Source organism: Pedobacter sp. KLB.chiD, assembly GCF_047040275.1.
Classification (GTDB): domain Bacteria; phylum Bacteroidota; class Bacteroidia; order Sphingobacteriales; family Sphingobacteriaceae; genus Pedobacter.
On record NZ_CP178207.1, the window covers coordinates 1,516,960 to 1,533,198 of the forward strand.

The 16,239-nt window shown below is 40.6% G+C and carries 10 protein-coding genes; 5 read left to right on the forward strand and 5 right to left on the reverse strand.

The genetic code is table 11. The features are described from left to right. Window positions 1–9: 9 nt before the first annotated feature. The 5 genes from ACK1I8_RS06040 (at window position 10) to ACK1I8_RS06060 (ending at window position 8,743) form a co-directional block, all read left to right on the forward strand. A complete protein-coding gene (locus ACK1I8_RS06040) occupies window positions 10–981 on the forward strand; it encodes a type IX secretion system membrane protein PorP/SprF (protein WP_412468439.1) in 972 nt (323 codons plus the stop codon). Between the two features lie 45 nt (window positions 982–1,026). Beyond that, window positions 1,027–2,988, forward strand: a complete 1,962-nt coding sequence (locus ACK1I8_RS06045) for an OmpA family protein (protein WP_412468440.1) — start codon at window positions 1,027–1,029, stop codon at window positions 2,986–2,988. 479 nt (window positions 2,989–3,467) lie between these two features. Further along, entirely contained in the window at window positions 3,468–4,784 is a 1,317-nt protein-coding gene (dinB, locus tag ACK1I8_RS06050; RefSeq protein WP_412468441.1) for a DNA polymerase IV, read from the forward strand. A 2-nt stretch (window positions 4,785–4,786) separates the two neighbouring features. Next, the gene (locus ACK1I8_RS06055; RefSeq protein ID WP_412468442.1) at window positions 4,787–7,801 is read left to right on the forward strand and encodes a DNA polymerase III subunit alpha; all 3,015 of its coding nucleotides are present in this window, start codon (window positions 4,787–4,789) and stop codon (window positions 7,799–7,801) included. A 438-nt stretch (window positions 7,802–8,239) separates the two neighbouring features. Beyond that, window positions 8,240–8,743 (forward strand): YdeI/OmpD-associated family protein, encoded by a 504-nt coding sequence (locus tag ACK1I8_RS06060; RefSeq protein ID WP_412468443.1) that lies wholly within the window; start codon window positions 8,240–8,242, stop codon window positions 8,741–8,743. Between the two features lie 259 nt (window positions 8,744–9,002). Here the strand turns inward: ACK1I8_RS06060 and ACK1I8_RS06065 are convergent, their stop codons facing one another. The 5 genes from ACK1I8_RS06065 to ACK1I8_RS06085 all read right to left on the reverse strand — a co-directional run bounded on the left by ACK1I8_RS06065 (window position 9,003) and on the right by ACK1I8_RS06085 (window position 15,874). Beyond that, the gene (locus tag ACK1I8_RS06065) at window positions 9,003–9,737 is read right to left on the reverse strand and encodes a polyprenol monophosphomannose synthase (RefSeq protein ID WP_412468444.1); all 735 of its coding nucleotides are present in this window, start codon (window positions 9,735–9,737) and stop codon (window positions 9,003–9,005) included. 762 nt (window positions 9,738–10,499) lie between these two features. Next, the gene (locus tag ACK1I8_RS06070) at window positions 10,500–11,981 is read right to left on the reverse strand and encodes a peptide MFS transporter (RefSeq protein WP_412468445.1); all 1,482 of its coding nucleotides are present in this window, start codon (window positions 11,979–11,981) and stop codon (window positions 10,500–10,502) included. 64 nt (window positions 11,982–12,045) lie between these two features. Further along, window positions 12,046–13,641 carry a peptide MFS transporter gene (locus ACK1I8_RS06075; protein WP_412468446.1) on the reverse strand — a complete coding sequence of 532 codons (1,596 nt, stop codon included), beginning with the start codon at window positions 13,639–13,641 and terminating at the stop codon, window positions 12,046–12,048. A 135-nt stretch (window positions 13,642–13,776) separates the two neighbouring features. Beyond that, the gene (locus tag ACK1I8_RS06080) at window positions 13,777–14,673 is read right to left on the reverse strand and encodes a hypothetical protein (protein ID WP_412468447.1); all 897 of its coding nucleotides are present in this window, start codon (window positions 14,671–14,673) and stop codon (window positions 13,777–13,779) included. A 25-nt stretch (window positions 14,674–14,698) separates the two neighbouring features. After that, entirely contained in the window at window positions 14,699–15,874 is a 1,176-nt protein-coding gene (locus ACK1I8_RS06085; RefSeq protein WP_412468448.1) for an acetyl-CoA C-acyltransferase, read from the reverse strand. Window positions 15,875–16,239 lie beyond the last annotated feature (365 nt).

Below are 16,239 nucleotides of genomic sequence, written 5' to 3' on the forward strand. Positions count from 1 at the left end.
TATTAAAAGATGAAGAAACTAATCGTATTACTGGCAGGTTCATTTTTGTTGCTTAGCCATTTGGCATCCGCCCAGCAGGATGCACAGTATAGCCAATACATGTTCAACGGGATATACATCAATCCCGCTTATGCCGGTTATAAAGAAGTACTGAACGTGCACAGCTTTTACCGGAGCCAGTGGACAGGCATTACCGGTGCACCGAGAAGCATGTCGCTGGCCGTTGATGCCATTGCCAACAGCGGCAACGTGGGCTTGGCCCTTCAGGTGGCAAGCGATAAACTGGGTGCGCAGACCAACCTGAGTATTTACGGCAACTATGCTTACCGGATCAGGATGAACGATGACGGGAGTTCGAGGTTGGCACTGGGGCTAGGTGTAGGGATGGTACAGTTGGGCATAGACGGCTCGCTGTTGAATCCGAACAACCCCGAACCGAACCAGCCTGTAGGCATGCAGAGTACCATTGTTCCCGATGCCAGGGCAGGGATATATTTTGCAAACGATAATTATTATGCTGGTTTCTCGGCCGATAACCTGATTGCCACCTATATCAATATCGACCGTTATGCCTTTATTCCACAGCCTAAACCGCATTATTACCTTACCGCTGGTGCATTGTTCCCGCTTTCAGAAGATTTTCAGGTTAAGCCCTCTTTTTTGTTGAAAGACGACCGTGGGGGTCCAACGAGTTTGGATCTGAATGCCTTTTTGATGATCAAGGATTTTATCTGGGTTGGCGGTTCGTACCGCACCGGGGTAAAGTTGTATGATAAAAGCTATCTTCAGCGCGATCTAACGCCGCGTAACTCTGCCGTAGCTGCCATACAGATTTTTCCTTCTGAAAAGCTTCGGATCGGTTATGGCTACGATTTTTCAATCGGCCCGTTACAGGGTTACAGCGGCGGAACGCACGAGATTTCCATCGCTTATTCGTTTATAAAACAAAATATAAGATTGGCAACACCAAGGGTGTTTTAAGTTAACTATATTTCGTATTTTTGAGCCAACTATCCAAACAACGCAATGAAGAAAATTTTATTAGTTATTTGCCTGACTGCATATGGTTTATGTGGGCTCAGTTTTTCGGCAAATGCCCAGTATGTACTAAAAGAGGCTGATAAGGAATACGAACTGTTTAATTACAGCAAGGCAATAGACTTATACGAGCAAGCCTACAAAAAGAAAGAAACTTTACATACCGCAGAGCGTTTAGCAAATGCCTATGCGCTTGTTTATAATTATAAACAGGCAGAAAGCTGGTATGCCATTGCCACTAAAATGCCTGGCAGTAGCATGGAGAATATTCTGGGCTATGCTAAAGCTTTGCAACAAAATTCGAAGTACAGCGAAGCAAAAAATCAGTACTTAAATTACATCGATAAAAAGAAGAATGTATCAGAAAAGCAGCAGACCGTTTGGATTGCTTCTTGCGATTCGGCTTTGAAATGGATCAAAAACCCAAAGAAAATTGAACTCATCAACCAAAAAACTTTAAATAGTCCACAATCAGATTGGGGGGCTGTTCGATACGAAGAAGGAGTGGCATTCACTTCAGATAGGTCAAACAGCAAACTAAACACTTCAGAAAATAGACCATTTTTAAAATTCGACGGATCTAAAGAACCTGATAAAAAAGTATATGGGTGGACGGGTAACGGATACCTGAAACTATACTTCAAACCCTCACCAAAAGACAGCCTTCAATTGTTTCCCATAAAAACAGGCACCAGATATCACGTTGGTTCTGCAAGCTTTACGGCCGATGGCAAGACCATGTATTTTACATTAACCCGTATTACCGATGAACTAGAACGCTTAAAAAAACAGCCGACAACCGTTAACGTAGAAATTTTCAGCAGTACAAAAGGGGCCAATGGCGTTTGGGGCGAACCGGTTTCATTTGCTTATAACAACGTAAACGCTTATTCTGTTGGCGATCCTTTCGTTACCACAGATGGAAACAGCCTTTATTTCGCTTCGAATATGCCGGGAGGTTCAGGTGGTACAGATATCTATGTTTGCCTAAAAACAGACGCCGGCGACTGGGGTAAACCTATTAATCTGAAAGAAGTAAATACCGAGGGCAATGAACGTAGTCCGTTTTTTGACGAAAAGGACAACTTCTACTTCTCCAGCGATGGCAGAATAGGTATGGGAGGATTAGATGTATATCAGGCTTTAAGAGAAGCTAACAAGATCGGTCAGATTGAAAATATGGGTTATCCTTTTAATTCCCCACAAGACGATTTTAGTTTTAATTTAAACAAAAAAGCCGGTATCATTTATCTTGCTTCTAACCGCGAGGGTGGTTTAGGTAGTGATGATATTTACGCCATTGATCAGAAAATGATACTGGCTTTCAAATTAGAAGGCAGGGTGTTTGATAAAGGCAGCAATCAGCCTATAGCAGGTGCATTGGTAACACTGGCAAAGGTAAATGGTGGTATTTTAAAAACAGAAACTGATGAAAATGGAGCATATCAGTTTAATTTATCAAAAGAATCTGAATACAACGTTTCGGCAGAAAAAACAAACTACAGGTCTGATGTAGAAAATCTGGCAACCATTGGTTTGACAACTTCTAGTGTACTCAACCAAAATCTATATTTAGAAGGCATTGTAATCAATAAAGCCATTAGGCTCGAAAATATCTATTATGATTTCGATAAATGGAATATCCGCCCGGATGCTGCTGTCGAATTAGACAAACTGGTTAAAATCATGACAGATAATCCGACCATCTGGATTGAATTAGGTTCGCATACCGATAGCAGGGGAAAGGATGCTTACAACCTGAATCTATCACAAAAAAGAGCTGAATCTGCTGTAGCATATATCATTTCGCGGGGTATCGATAAAAACCGCATTACCGCTAAAGGTTATGGCGAAACACAGTTGTTAAATAAATGCAGTAATGGGGTAACGTGTAGTGAACAAGAACATCAGCTAAACAGAAGAACAGAAATCAAAATCGTAAAACAGTAAACAACGTTGAAGATTTAGGATATACTTCAATCTTTCGTATTTGCCTCCGATGAAAATCGGGGGCATTTTTTTTAGGATTGTGTAATCCTCACTTTCTGTCGTTCTGTACACAGTGAAGAATCTTTTAATTGTTTTGTGGCTATTTGCACCAGCATCTTTTTAGCCTAAACTACCCTATGTTATGTCTGCCTTTCTATACCACACTAGTTAAACCATAGGGGATGACGAATAAACAGGACTGTTATTATAGTTGGTCAGTTTCCGGGCGAAATCTCCATTAATTCTTGTTTTTACCCGTCAAACTAATCGGTTATATTGATCAACTTAACGATAAAATAAATGCTTTAATTTAAATCATGCCCAATGACCCCTGTTTTTAGCTAAAATAATTAGTATAAATTACAACCATAATCTCTATTACTTTTGTTTGAACTAAAAATATTAGTATTTTTGGTTTCAATTATCTTTATTAGAAGAGAATGGCTAAAGACAGGCAGATTATTCATATGGATCAGGATGCATTTTTTGTATCTGTAGAAGTCAGAAAAAACCCCAGATTATTGGGTAAACCGGTAATTATTGGCGGCGGAAGTGATAGAGGTGTGGTGGCTTCTTGTAGTTACGAAGCCCGCCAATATGGTATACATTCTGCAATGCCCGGCAGGACGGCAAAATTACTATGCCCCCAGGCTATATTTTTAAAGGGCGATATGGAAGAATATTCCAAGGCGTCGCATGAGATTACCGAGATTATTGCCGATAAGGTTCCGCTTTTCGAAAAAGCCAGTATCGACGAACATTATATAGATATGACGGGTATGGACCGCTTTTTTGGCTGTATGAAATTTGCGTCCGAACTCCGGCAAACCATTATGAAAGAAATGAAATTACCCATTTCCTTCGGTTTGTCGATCAACAAAACCGTAGCCAAAATAGCTACGAACGAATCTAAGCCTGATGGCGAAAGGCAGGTCACCTTTCCCGAATTGCGGCCCTTTCTCGATCCTTTGGCCATCCACAAAATTCCGGGCATTGGACATGCTACCTATAAAAAGTTAAGCGAAATGGGGGTTCGGAATATCCTTACGCTTACGCAGATTCCGCAACAGCTGATGTTTAAAATTTTGGGGCAGCATGGTTTAAGTTTATGGCAAAAAGCACATGGGATCGATCTTTCGCCCGTGGTGCCTTACCGTGAAAGAAAATCGATTGGTACACAGGCTACCTTCGAAAGCGATACCATGGATATGGCGAAATTAAAGGCCATTTTAACCGGGATGGTTAGTGGCTTAACCTTTCAGTTACGTAATCAGAAAAAACTAACCGCCTGTATTACCGTAACCGTGCGTTACACCAATTTCGAAACCGTTACCCAGCAAGAGCGGATTCCTTATACCTCACTCGATTCATTTCTGATCAGCAAAGCACATCGCCTGTTCGAAAAAGTATATTCAAAACGGATGTTGTTGCGCCTGGTAGGCGTAAAATTTTCGCATCTGGTAAGCGGCTATGAACAGATTGGTCTTTATAATATTGCTGAAGAAGAATATAGCCTTTGCCAGGCCATGGATAAGGTACGGAACAGCTATGGTGCCGAAGCGGTGGTAAAAGCCTGTATTGTTACCCAGCCACCACGCGATGAAAAAGGAAAGGTGATTAAATACAACCCACGTAAGAAGAAAATATTGATCGAAAATGCCGGAGAAGCAGAACAAGATGCTGAAGTAAGAAAACGTTCCAAAATCAGGAGTTTTATGAGTGAAAAAGGAATAACCGGTACCAAATCTTACGAATAATTATGTTTTTGAATGTTCACTCTTCGTATAGCCTCAAATATGGTACCCTCAGTATTGAACAACTGATTGCTAATGCAAGGCGTTTGGGTATTCACCAAATGGTGCTTACCGATATCAATAACTCAACCGGGGCAGTAGAGTTTATCCGTGAATGTTACAAACAAGGTGTTGCCAAAGAGGCAGACGATATACATAAAGGCAATATTCCCTACCGGATTAAACCTGTAGCCGGCATTGAGTTCAGAAAAGATAACCGATTGCTGTACGTAGGCATTGCCCGCAATAAAGAAGGCATGCGCGAGCTGAATGAGTTTTTAAGCCATCATAATATTTATAGCATTCCATTACCGGAAGTTCCCCCCGAAATGGAGAATGTATATATCGTTTACCCATTCCGGAAATCGTTTAATTCGGCATTAAGCGCAAATGAATATATAGGTATCCATTCCAAACAGCTCAATCATTTATACAAACATCCACTTTTAAGACAAAAGGAAAAGCTCTTGGTGTGGCATCCTGTTACTGTAAACGATAAAGTTACTTATCGCCTGCACGAATATTTAAGGGCAATAGAACTGAATACCCTTTTAAGCAAAGTAGCCGATAAAGATAAATGTGATCCGGACGAATTCCTGATTCCGGAGGAAGAACTTACACAACAGTTTGAGCAATATCCCTTCATTGTTCAAAACACGCAGCAATTATTGGATAGCTGCGATTTGAGCATTTATTTTGAAAATACCCCTGTACCTTCATCTAAAAATAAGTTTTACTATACAGGCACTTTAGATGGTGATAAGCAAATGCTGTGTCAGCTGGCCGAAAGCGGCCTGAAATACCGCTACGGAGAAAATAATCCCGAGGCCGTAGCCCGCCTGGAAAAAGAACTACGGATTATCGAACTCAAAAATTTCTGCGCCTATTTCCTCATTACCTACGATATTATAGATTATGCCATGAATACCTGTGGTTTTTATCACGTAGGACGTGGTTCGGGCGCCAATAGCATTGTAGCTTATTGTTTGCGGATTACCGATGTAGATCCGATTGATCTCGATCTGTATTTTGAAAGGTTTTTACATGAAAAAAGAACGAGTCCGCCAGATTTTGATATTGATTTTTCGTGGGATGAAAGAGAAATCATACAAAAGTATGTTTTTAGTCGCTACCCCAAATGGCACGTTGCTTTTTTAGGCACCATGAGCACTTTTAAAGACCGGGCAATTATACGAGAGATTGGTAAGGTTTTGGGGTTGGCAAAGGGCGAGATCGATAGCTTTACCGACCCTACCAAAGAACGTGAGAATTTACGGAATGCGACTTATCAAAAGTTATTGGCTGTGCATGCCTACATGAAAGATATGCCCAATCAGCGTTCTATCCATGCCGGAGGAATTTTGATCTCAGAAGAACCGATTACTTATTACACCGCGTTGGATATGCCGCCAAAAGGTTTTCCGACGGTGCAATGGGATATGTACGAAGCAGAAGCCATAGGTTATGAAAAGTTCGATATTTTAAGTCAGCGGGGTATTGGGCATATCCGCGAGGCTGTGCAGCTTATTAAAAAAAACAAAAATAAAGATGTCGATATCCATGATTTTAAAACGTTTAAAAACGATCAGAAACTAAATGGTATTCTTAAAGAAGGTCAGCCCATCGGGTGTTTCTATATCGAATCGCCGGCCATGCGGCAATTACTGAAAAAACTGAAATGTGATAATTACCTTACCCTGGTAGCTGCCAGCTCTATTATCCGTCCCGGAGTGGCCAGTTCAGGTATGATGAAATCCTATATCGAGCGTTATCATGCCCCCGAAAAAGTGGTGTACCTGTGCGATGTGATGAAAGAGCGGCTTAGCGAAACCTATGGGGTGATGGTTTATCAGGAAGATGTGATCAAAGTATGTCATTATTTCGCAGGGCTGGATCTGGCCGATGCCGATATCCTACGTAAAGCCATGAGCGGAAAATACCGTTCAAAACTGGCTTTTGATGAACTGGTGAATAAATTTTTTACGTCAGCCAGAAAACAAGGACACCCAGAAGAACTCGTTACCGAAGTGTGGCGACAAATTTCCTCTTTTGCCGGTTACAGTTTTTCTAAAGCACATTCAGCCTCCTTTGCCGTTGAAAGTTACCAGAGCCTCTACCTTAAAACCTATTATCCCATGGAGTTCATGGTCGCTGTACTGAATAACTATGGCGGTTTTTACAGTCGCTGGGTTTACGTGTACGAACTGCAAAAAACAGGTGCCAAAGTACATTTGCCCTGTGTTAACCATAGCGATGAAGTGGTGAATATAACAGGCGGCGATGTATATCTCGGCTTCATTGCCATCCAGGGCCTGGAAGAAAAAATCATTAAAATGATTCCGCAGGAACGTGCCGCAAATGGTTTATATACCCATCTCGAAGATTTTGTAAAACGGACCTGTATATCATTGGAGCAAGCCATTATATTAATACGGCTTGGTGCGTTGCGGTTTACCGGCAAAGATCGTAAAACACTGCTTTGGGAGGTACACAATTACCTGGGGTTTAAACAGAAAAAAGTAAACCATGCCGAGCTTTTTAAATTAAGCTATAAAACCTATCAGCTTCCTGCATTGGCAGATTCTGAGCTGGAAAATGCTTATACAGAGTTGGAACTGCTGGGGTATCCGCTCAACTATAAAATGTTCGATTTTCTGAAAACCTCCTATCGTGGCGATATTATGGCCGCAGATATGCACCATTACCTGGGTAAAACAGTAAGGATGGTTGGTAATTACGTATGTGAAAAAACCGTGCATACCATTAAACATACCAAAATGTGGTTTGGTACTTTTTTAGATGCCAGGGGCGATTTTTTTGATACCACCCATTTCCCAAATACTACCCCCATGTATCCTTTTAAAGGAAAAGGCTGTTACCTGATTTTAGGTAGGGTGGTAGAAGATTTCGGTTTCCAGAGTATCGAGGTATTAAAGTTCGCCAAATTGGATATTCAGATGAATCCTGTAGCGATTAATTAAAAAAGATCATGAGATAAGCATTTTCAAATGATGAGCGGGATAAATTCGCTAACCGGCTCATCATTTAGCTTTTTTATGAACCGAATAATTTTTCTGAGAATTATTTTATTTAAATCTCTCCCTCTGAGGAATAATTTAGTTTATATAAAAACGATATGATTTGCAGATAAATTTTAAGTAAGTAATATGCCTCAGGAGGTCGTCATTCCCAACTCGATTGGGAATCTTAATGCAAACGTCTTAAGATTAACTTTGCTAAACACAGCTTGGTTCCCGCATATACGGGATCTGATAACTATTGAATGACCACCAATCTACTTGACTCTGTCAACGGTAGCTTAACGGAATTGGCTCACGCGCGTTTCCAACGCGTGCGTAATCGCTAAACGATTGTATCGTTAATGGCTTTTCTTCAACATAATTTCTATATTTAAACTCATGATCCACTTCAAAGCAGCAATAGAACGTTTCGGTACCATGGGCGAAAAAACCGGCTGGAGTTATGTATTTATTCCGGCAGCTTTAGCAAATGAAATTAAACCCGGTTGTAAAAAGAGTTTCAGGGTAAAAGGGAAGATAGATGAGTTGGAGATCAAGGGAATGGCGGTTCTGCCAATGGGAGAGGGCGATTTTATTATTGCCTTGAATGGTGAAATACGCCAAAAATTAAAAAAAGAAGCAGGAGCAGGGGTTGAGCTATATTTAGAAGAAGATAAGGATTTTAAAATTGAAATGCCTGAAGATCTCGAAATATGCCTGTCAGAAGAGGCACACCTCATCCAGAACTTTTTGAAACAGCCTAAATCGCACCAAAACTATTATATCAATTGGATTAACCAGGCTAAAACTGAACCCACACGTACCAAAAGAATAGTCATGACCGTTAAGGCAATGGATAAGGGACTGGATTTTGGAGCAATGATCAGAGAGAGCAGGTTGTGAGTTCGGAGTTTTTAGTTTCGTAATACCATACGGGCTTAGGAGAGTAAGTTGCGAATTTAGCGTTAATCTCAAATCTTCGCGTTCAAATCATCATTGAGCCATCAGAAAAGATAGGCCCTTAGCGGCTCTCAACTCCAAACTCCCCGCTCTAAACTTAAGCCTTCCGACTATATTCAAATCTTCGCGTTCAAATCATCATTGAGCCATCAGAAAAGATACGCCCTTAGCGGCTCTCAACTCCAAACTCCCCGCTCCAAACTTAAGCCTTCCGACTATAATTCCTAAACCAACTGGTAACTTTCATTTGTATTACACCTAAAAAGGCTTCCCTAAAGATACGGGTGCTCATTTTTGATGTTCCTTCGGTACGATCGGTAAAGATGATGGGAACCTCAACGACTTTGAAGCCAAATTTAATGGCAGTAAATTTCATTTCAATCTGAAACGCGTAGCCGACAAACTTAATTTTATTCAGCGGGATGGTTTCCAACACAATTCGGCGGTAACATTTAAAGCCTGCAGTAGCATCCTGAATATTGATCCGCGTAATGATGCGTACGTACATGGAGGCAAAATACGACATTAAAACCCTGCCCATTGGCCAGTTTACAACATTTACGCCCTTAACATATCTGGAACCAATGGCTACATCTGCACCATTTACACAGGCCTCGCGTAAGCGCGGTAAATCGTCGGGGTTGTGAGAGAAATCGGCATCCATCTCAAAAATATAAGCATAATGGTGTTGTAATGCCCAATTAAAACCATAAATGTAAGCGGTGCCCAGACCTTGTTTGCCCGCACGCTCTTCAATAAATAAATGCCCTTCGTATTCTCTTTGCAAAGATTTTACAATTTCAGCCGTTCCATCAGGAGAACCATCATCAATAATTAAAACATGAAAAGGCTGCGTTAAAGAAAAAACCTTTCTAATGATTTTTTCGATGTTTTCCTTCTCGTTGTAGGTGGGAATGATGACTAAACTATCTGACACGTTTATGGTAATTTTAAATAAAATAAGCTTTTGGCCTCTGTTTGGTTTGCTGTGGTTGAGCTTTTAATGTGCGAAAGTAAATATTTAATATGAAACCTTTATGAATTTTCAATAATTCAAATGGTTTTATCTTCTGCTTAAAACAGGTCAGTTTAAACATCGTCGAATACCTCAGCTAAATATCTCCAGCTGATCTTGCAGATTACCGAAGATTCAATTGATTTATCCGGCCCATCATCTTGTACTTGTTTCAGGATCTATTTTGTTGCCGTTATTCCTCAAGATATATTAGGCTTTATGGTTTTTCACTGATTTTGCAAATCAACGCAGATTGATTTAAAAATCCCTTAGTCATTTAGCTGATCCGGATTTGCAATCCGGACTGCTGTGATATATGTTTTAGCCGTGTATAAGCATTACAAATCTCAAATCCTTAAGAAGGGATCACAAATCCCGGCTAGCTTCAGGTTACATCATTCTGTATAGCTTTTGTATTTACTTCCGGTATTTGCAGCACAACCTTTGTTTCTAAACCCGATCGACGTGTAAAGCCCGGAGAACGAAGCATGAGGGCGAGGACTTGAAACAAAGCGCGGGAGAGAAGACCGCCAGGAAAGGATGTCCTTTCATTTCCAAATCTTAAAGTACATTTTTTTTCTGATTAAAGTATCTGTCAATAGTCTGAATATAACCGAAATACTATTCCTTTTATATCTTGATAATAAAAAAGATTCTTCACTCCGTTCAGAATAACAATTGCTTTTACCTTACCTCCTGCATTAACCTTTTAACCAGTTGCGAAAAAATAATCAACGCTAAACCGGCAATCAGGGAATATAAAGCCAATGCTTTATAACCTTCGGTGTAAGCCATTAATTTGGTTTGCAGCGAAGCGTTATCGATGCTCGACATTTCTGCACCTAGTTTCCCGGCAGCCAGTTGACCAAAGGCACTTGATAAAAACCAAAGGCCCATCATCATACCGAACATTTTCTTTGGTGATAATTTTGTGATGATCGACATGCCTATCGGACCCAAACAAAGTTCGCCTAGCGTGAGCAACAAGTAGGCTAAGGTAAATACATTTAAGGAGCTAATACCCTGAGCATTGGCAAAGAACCTGGTGGCATAAAAGACATAAAAACTTAAAGCCAATAGGAGAAAACCCAATCCGAATTTCACTACGGTATTAGGTTCAATTTTGCGTTTGTACAAGCCCAGCCATAAAATGCCTACAATCGGACTAAAAACGATCACAAAAAAGGAGTTAACACTATTGTTTACCACATTCGGATCGATGTTAAAGAAAAGGATTTTATGATCCAGATTATCTTTTGCAAATAACGATAGCGAACCGCCGCTCTGCTCGGATATGGCCATAAAGATGAAGTAACAGAAGATAAAAACAAAAGCAGCCAGTAATTTATACTGTGCTTTTTTATCTTTTATTTTAAAGGTTTCATACAAGAAATAGACCATAGCGACAATGCCGATCGTGTACATGAAATAATCGGTAAAGTCAGTATTTTTCACCATAATGTAAATTAACGGAATACATAATATGGAACCTGCGTAAACGGCTATTTCATATAGCTGCTGTTTTGATTTTTTAAGGTGCAGCAATGGAGAACTGCCAATCGGCCCAAGGTGTTTTTTAGTAAAAATGAATGTGCCTAAACCGAACACCATCACTAATGCGGCAGACAAGAAGCACAAATGCCAGTTGTAATATTTACCCAGGTAAATACACATGGCACCCCCCAGTAAGCCGCCTATATTAATGCCTGCATAAAACAGCCCATATCCTGCATCCCTGCGGTTATCTGTTTCATGGTATAATTCGCCAACCATTGATGAAACATTGGGTTTGAAGAAACCGGTTCCGATAATTGATAAGGTAATGCCCACATAAAACAGATCGTGTGGCGAGAATGCCAGGATCAGGTTTCCGATGATCATTAAAGTTCCGCCCCAAAACAGTGATTTTTTAAAGCCTAAAATCTTATCGGCAAAAATGCCACCTATAAAGGTGAAAGCATAAACAAAAGCCTGTATTGCGCCATACTGCAGGTTCGATTTTTGATCGCTTAAACCCAGTTGCTCTACCATAAAGAAAGCCAATACGCCCCGCATTCCATAAAAGCAGAAACGCTCCCACATTTCCACTAACGATAAATGCCAGAGCTGTTTTGGGTATTTGCCTTCAAAATTTTGAATTTCTTCTATTGTAACTGTTTTTTCCATTAAATAGGTTTAAAAATGAAAAGCCCGACAAAGATCGGGCTTTTGAGTTAAAAGTATGTTTTGATTAGTGAACACCATGCATCCATTTGCGCAATAATGGACTTAGTGCAAACATAATAAAGCCTGCTACAATAGGGATAATGGTGAAGATTAAAAAGAATGTTGAGATGGAATAAGCCGAACTGATTTTATCGATTAGCGATCCTGTTGCTCCTGCAAGATAGTTACCAATAGCGGTACAGGTGAAAAATACACCAAACATTAAACCGACTAAATTAGCCGGAGCCAGTTTACTTACATATGATAAGCCAACCGGAGAAATGCAAAGTTCGCCAACAGTGTGAAAGAAATAAGCGAAAACAAGCCAGAATAAACTTACTTCTGCTGATGTAGCTCCCCGCGGAATTGCCGAGCCTCCATAAGCCAGTCCAGCAAACCCAATACCTACAAAGATAAGGCCAAATCCGAATTTTACCGGACCACTAGGGTTAAATTTGGTTTCCCATATCTTTGAAACAATTGGAGCCAACGATACGATAAAAAATGAATTAAGTACACTGAACCATGATGCAGGTACTTCGGTGCTTACAGAACCCAGTTCTCGGTCCACTTTCCAGATGGCTAATACCCAAATAATAACGAAGCTTAGTAAGGTAAATAAAATGGTTGCCGGATATTTTTTGAAGATTTTTCTGGCTAAAGAGAACAATACAAAGGTTACGGCTACCAGCGGGAATATCGTAAGAATGCTGTCTACCCACTTAAAAGTGGTTGCCGCATTGCCAGTTAAATTTCTTAGCGTATAATCTTTGGCAAAAATAGTCATCGAACCACCTGCCTGTTCAAATACCATCCAGAAGAAAATGGTAAAAATAGATAAGATGGCAATAACCCATAAGCGTTGGCTTCTCACTTTTTTTGGAATTTCTTCTACTGTTGGGTCTGCTTTTTCAACCTCTTTGGTTTTATCGACAGATGCACCTATTACACCAAAAATTTTCTGACCAAAATAGAATTGCAGCATACCGAAGAGCATAAACACACCGGCCAGACCGAAACCGTAGTGCCAACCTACTTTTTCGCCAATATAACCGCACATTAACATTCCAATGAAGGCACCAGAGTTAATACCCATGTAGAAAATCGCATAGGCGCTGTCTTTTTTGTCGCTGATAGGAGGGTAAAGTTTACCTACAATGGAAGAAATGTTTGGTTTAAAAAATCCGTTACCTACAATCAATAATAGTAAACCTAAATAGAAAAAGTTGTTGCTAAAGCCTTCAAGTGCCATGGCTGCGTGGCCAAGGGTCATAATAAAAGCACCGATGATTACCGCTTTTCTATAGCCTGTAAATCTATCGGCAATTAAACCACCCAGTATGGGTGTAAAATATACCAAACCGGTATAAATGGCATAAAGCTGTAAGGCTTCCGGCCGTGGCCAGCCCCAGCCGTTTTTGCTCAGATCACTAATCAGGAAAAGAACCAAAATGGCCCGCATGCCATAATAGCTGAATCTTTCCCACATTTCGGTAAAAAAGAGTACGAAAAGGCCAACCGGATGGCTAAATAATTTTTCAGGGGAAACGCCTTGACTGGTTAAGTGGAGGTTTAGTTCCTTATCATGATCAATACTAATGGTTTCATTAGATGTTTGCATAAAACATTTGTTGGTTTTAATTTATGAATTCAGAATTTGTGTGTTGTTTAAGCGAGTTAGCAGGGCGCAATATAGTGAGCGATTGGCAAACTCACAAATTTTAAGTGAAGACTGAGTTAAATGGTTTGTTAAAAATTAAAACTTCCTGATGGGTTTAATATTTTTTTTGGGGTCTGCATAAAGCGCATCATTTGAGTTCGGATCATTGTTAAGCGTAACATCTTCCTGTAATTTTAATCTTCCACCTATAATTTTGAAGCCGTCGAAAGTACCGTCTGATCCATAATATTCAAATTTATCCTTGATTTCCGGATCGAAAGAAGCGAGATGGTCAAATACAATCATGCCTGCTTTCATATCCGTTTTTAAGGTCATGGCATTTGATCTGGCATACTCAAATATCACCCTGTTTTTACCTTTTAGCTCTTTGCCATCAAAAACAGGCGCACCAAAGGTGAGCTTGTCCCGATCAAAAGAAAGAATATCGATTACCTTTTTAGTGGTCATCTGTGTATTACCCTTCCAGCCCAGGAGGACATAATAAGGCAATCGGCTTCCACTGGTAACGGGAATAATTTCATAATACCTGGCACCGAACCATTTCTGATTATTGGTAATAGCATTAGGGTCGCTAATATTATCAGTCTGGTCAATTAAAGGATAAAGTTTCAGCGGGCCACTTTTGGTATTCATCTGCACGGCCCCATAATAGCGGTACGTACCATTTTCGAGCAGTACATACCAGCTCAAAATCCTGAAAGCCTGATCGGGTGATTTAATTACCGAGACATTTTTAAGCGAATCGAAAGGATAGGAAAAGGAGTTAGGCGTTTTTAAAGCCTCCACTAATATTTTTACAAAACTGCCGTTAATTTCTAATTTTTGTGCATCGCCTGGCGCAGCAACAACTCTTGAAGATATCCTAATCAGTGAATCCTGAAAAACATTTAATGTGCCTGGGCTTTGCTGTGCCCTTAAACCCAGGCTTAGCGTTCCAAAGATGAAAAGAATATAAAACCGGATAACTCTCATATCAGTAAATGCAGAAACAGGCTTTTTATAGTTTTTCGATAACGAGAGCACTTGCACCACCACCGCCGTTACAGATTCCGGCCACACCGATTTTTCCGTTATTTTGCGCCAGTACCGAAAGTAAGGTCACTACAATCCGCGCACCCGATGCACCGAGTGGGTGACCTAGGGAAACCGCACCACCATTTACATTAACCTGACTGTCGGTTAGTTCGAGAAGTTGGTTATTCGCAATGGAAACTACAGAGAAAGCTTCATTGATTTCGAAATAATCTACGTCTTTTATATTTACATTTGCTTGGTGTAAAGCTAAAGGAATGGCCTTTGAAGGTGCAGTTGTAAACCATTCAGGCGCTTGTTGTGCATCAGCATAACCTAAAATTTTAGCCAAAGGCATTAAGCCCAGCGCTTTTGCTTTATCGGCACTCATTAAAACCAACGCTGCTGCACCGTCATTCAACGTAGAAGCATTCGCAGCGGTTACCGTTCCGTCTTTTTTGAAAACAGGTTTTAATGAAGGTATTTTATCAAACTTAACCGCCATGGGTTCATCATCAGCATCAACCAAAGTAATTTCTCCTTTGCGGTCTTTAACCTCAATGGGCACAATTTCATCGGCAAATTTACCAGCAGTTTGTGCAGCTTGTGCCCTTTTGTACGATTCGATGGCAAAATGATCCTGTGCCTCCCGGCTGATTTGGCATTCAGTGGCGCAAAGTTCGGCTGCAGAACCCATGTGGTAATCGTTGTATACATCCCAAAGTCCGTCTTTTACCAAACCATCTGTAATTTGTCCGTGGCCCAGGCGATAGCCATTTCTGGCCTTGTCCAGGTAGTAAGGAACATTGCTCATGCTCTCCATGCCACCGGCTACAATAATTTCATTATTACCATTTGCAATGCTCTGTGCGGCAAGCATGATTGCTTTTGTACCCGAAGCACATACTTTATTGATTGTTGTGGCAGGTAAATCCGGCAAACCGGCAAATTTAGCGGCTTGTGTAGCTGGTGCCTGACCCAAATTAGCCGATAAAACATTACCCATGTAAATTTCCTGGATTTGTTCTGGTTTTAATCCGGCTTTCTCAATAGCGGCTTTAATGGCAAAGCCACCAAGCTGGGTAGCAGAAAATGGAGCCAATGAGCCTCCAAAACTTCCAATAGGCGTTCGCACAGCTGATACAATTACAACTTCTTTCATGTATAATAATTTTATGAATTTTTGGTTAGGCTGCTAAGTTAGTCAAACCTCACAGGTTTCCAAAACCTGCAGGGTTTAAAAATAACGTATAAAAAACGATTTTAGCACGCTGATCATGATAAGTTTTTGGAAAGCAAAACCTGTAGTGCTTAGGGTAGTTCAGTCCCGCTGTACGCTATAGCCCTCATGCTTAGGGGCTGCCGCTGCCATCAGGTTTAATGAAGCGGGGTGGGGGTGCTTGGGAGCGTTTTCTTTTCTGGCGCCGATTATCCTCATCGTTATTAACGTGGGGTACCCGCAGGGCGGGGTGGCTGATTAGTTTTATGATAACGACCTGGTGTTAAAGCTTAATATCTTGATGGCTA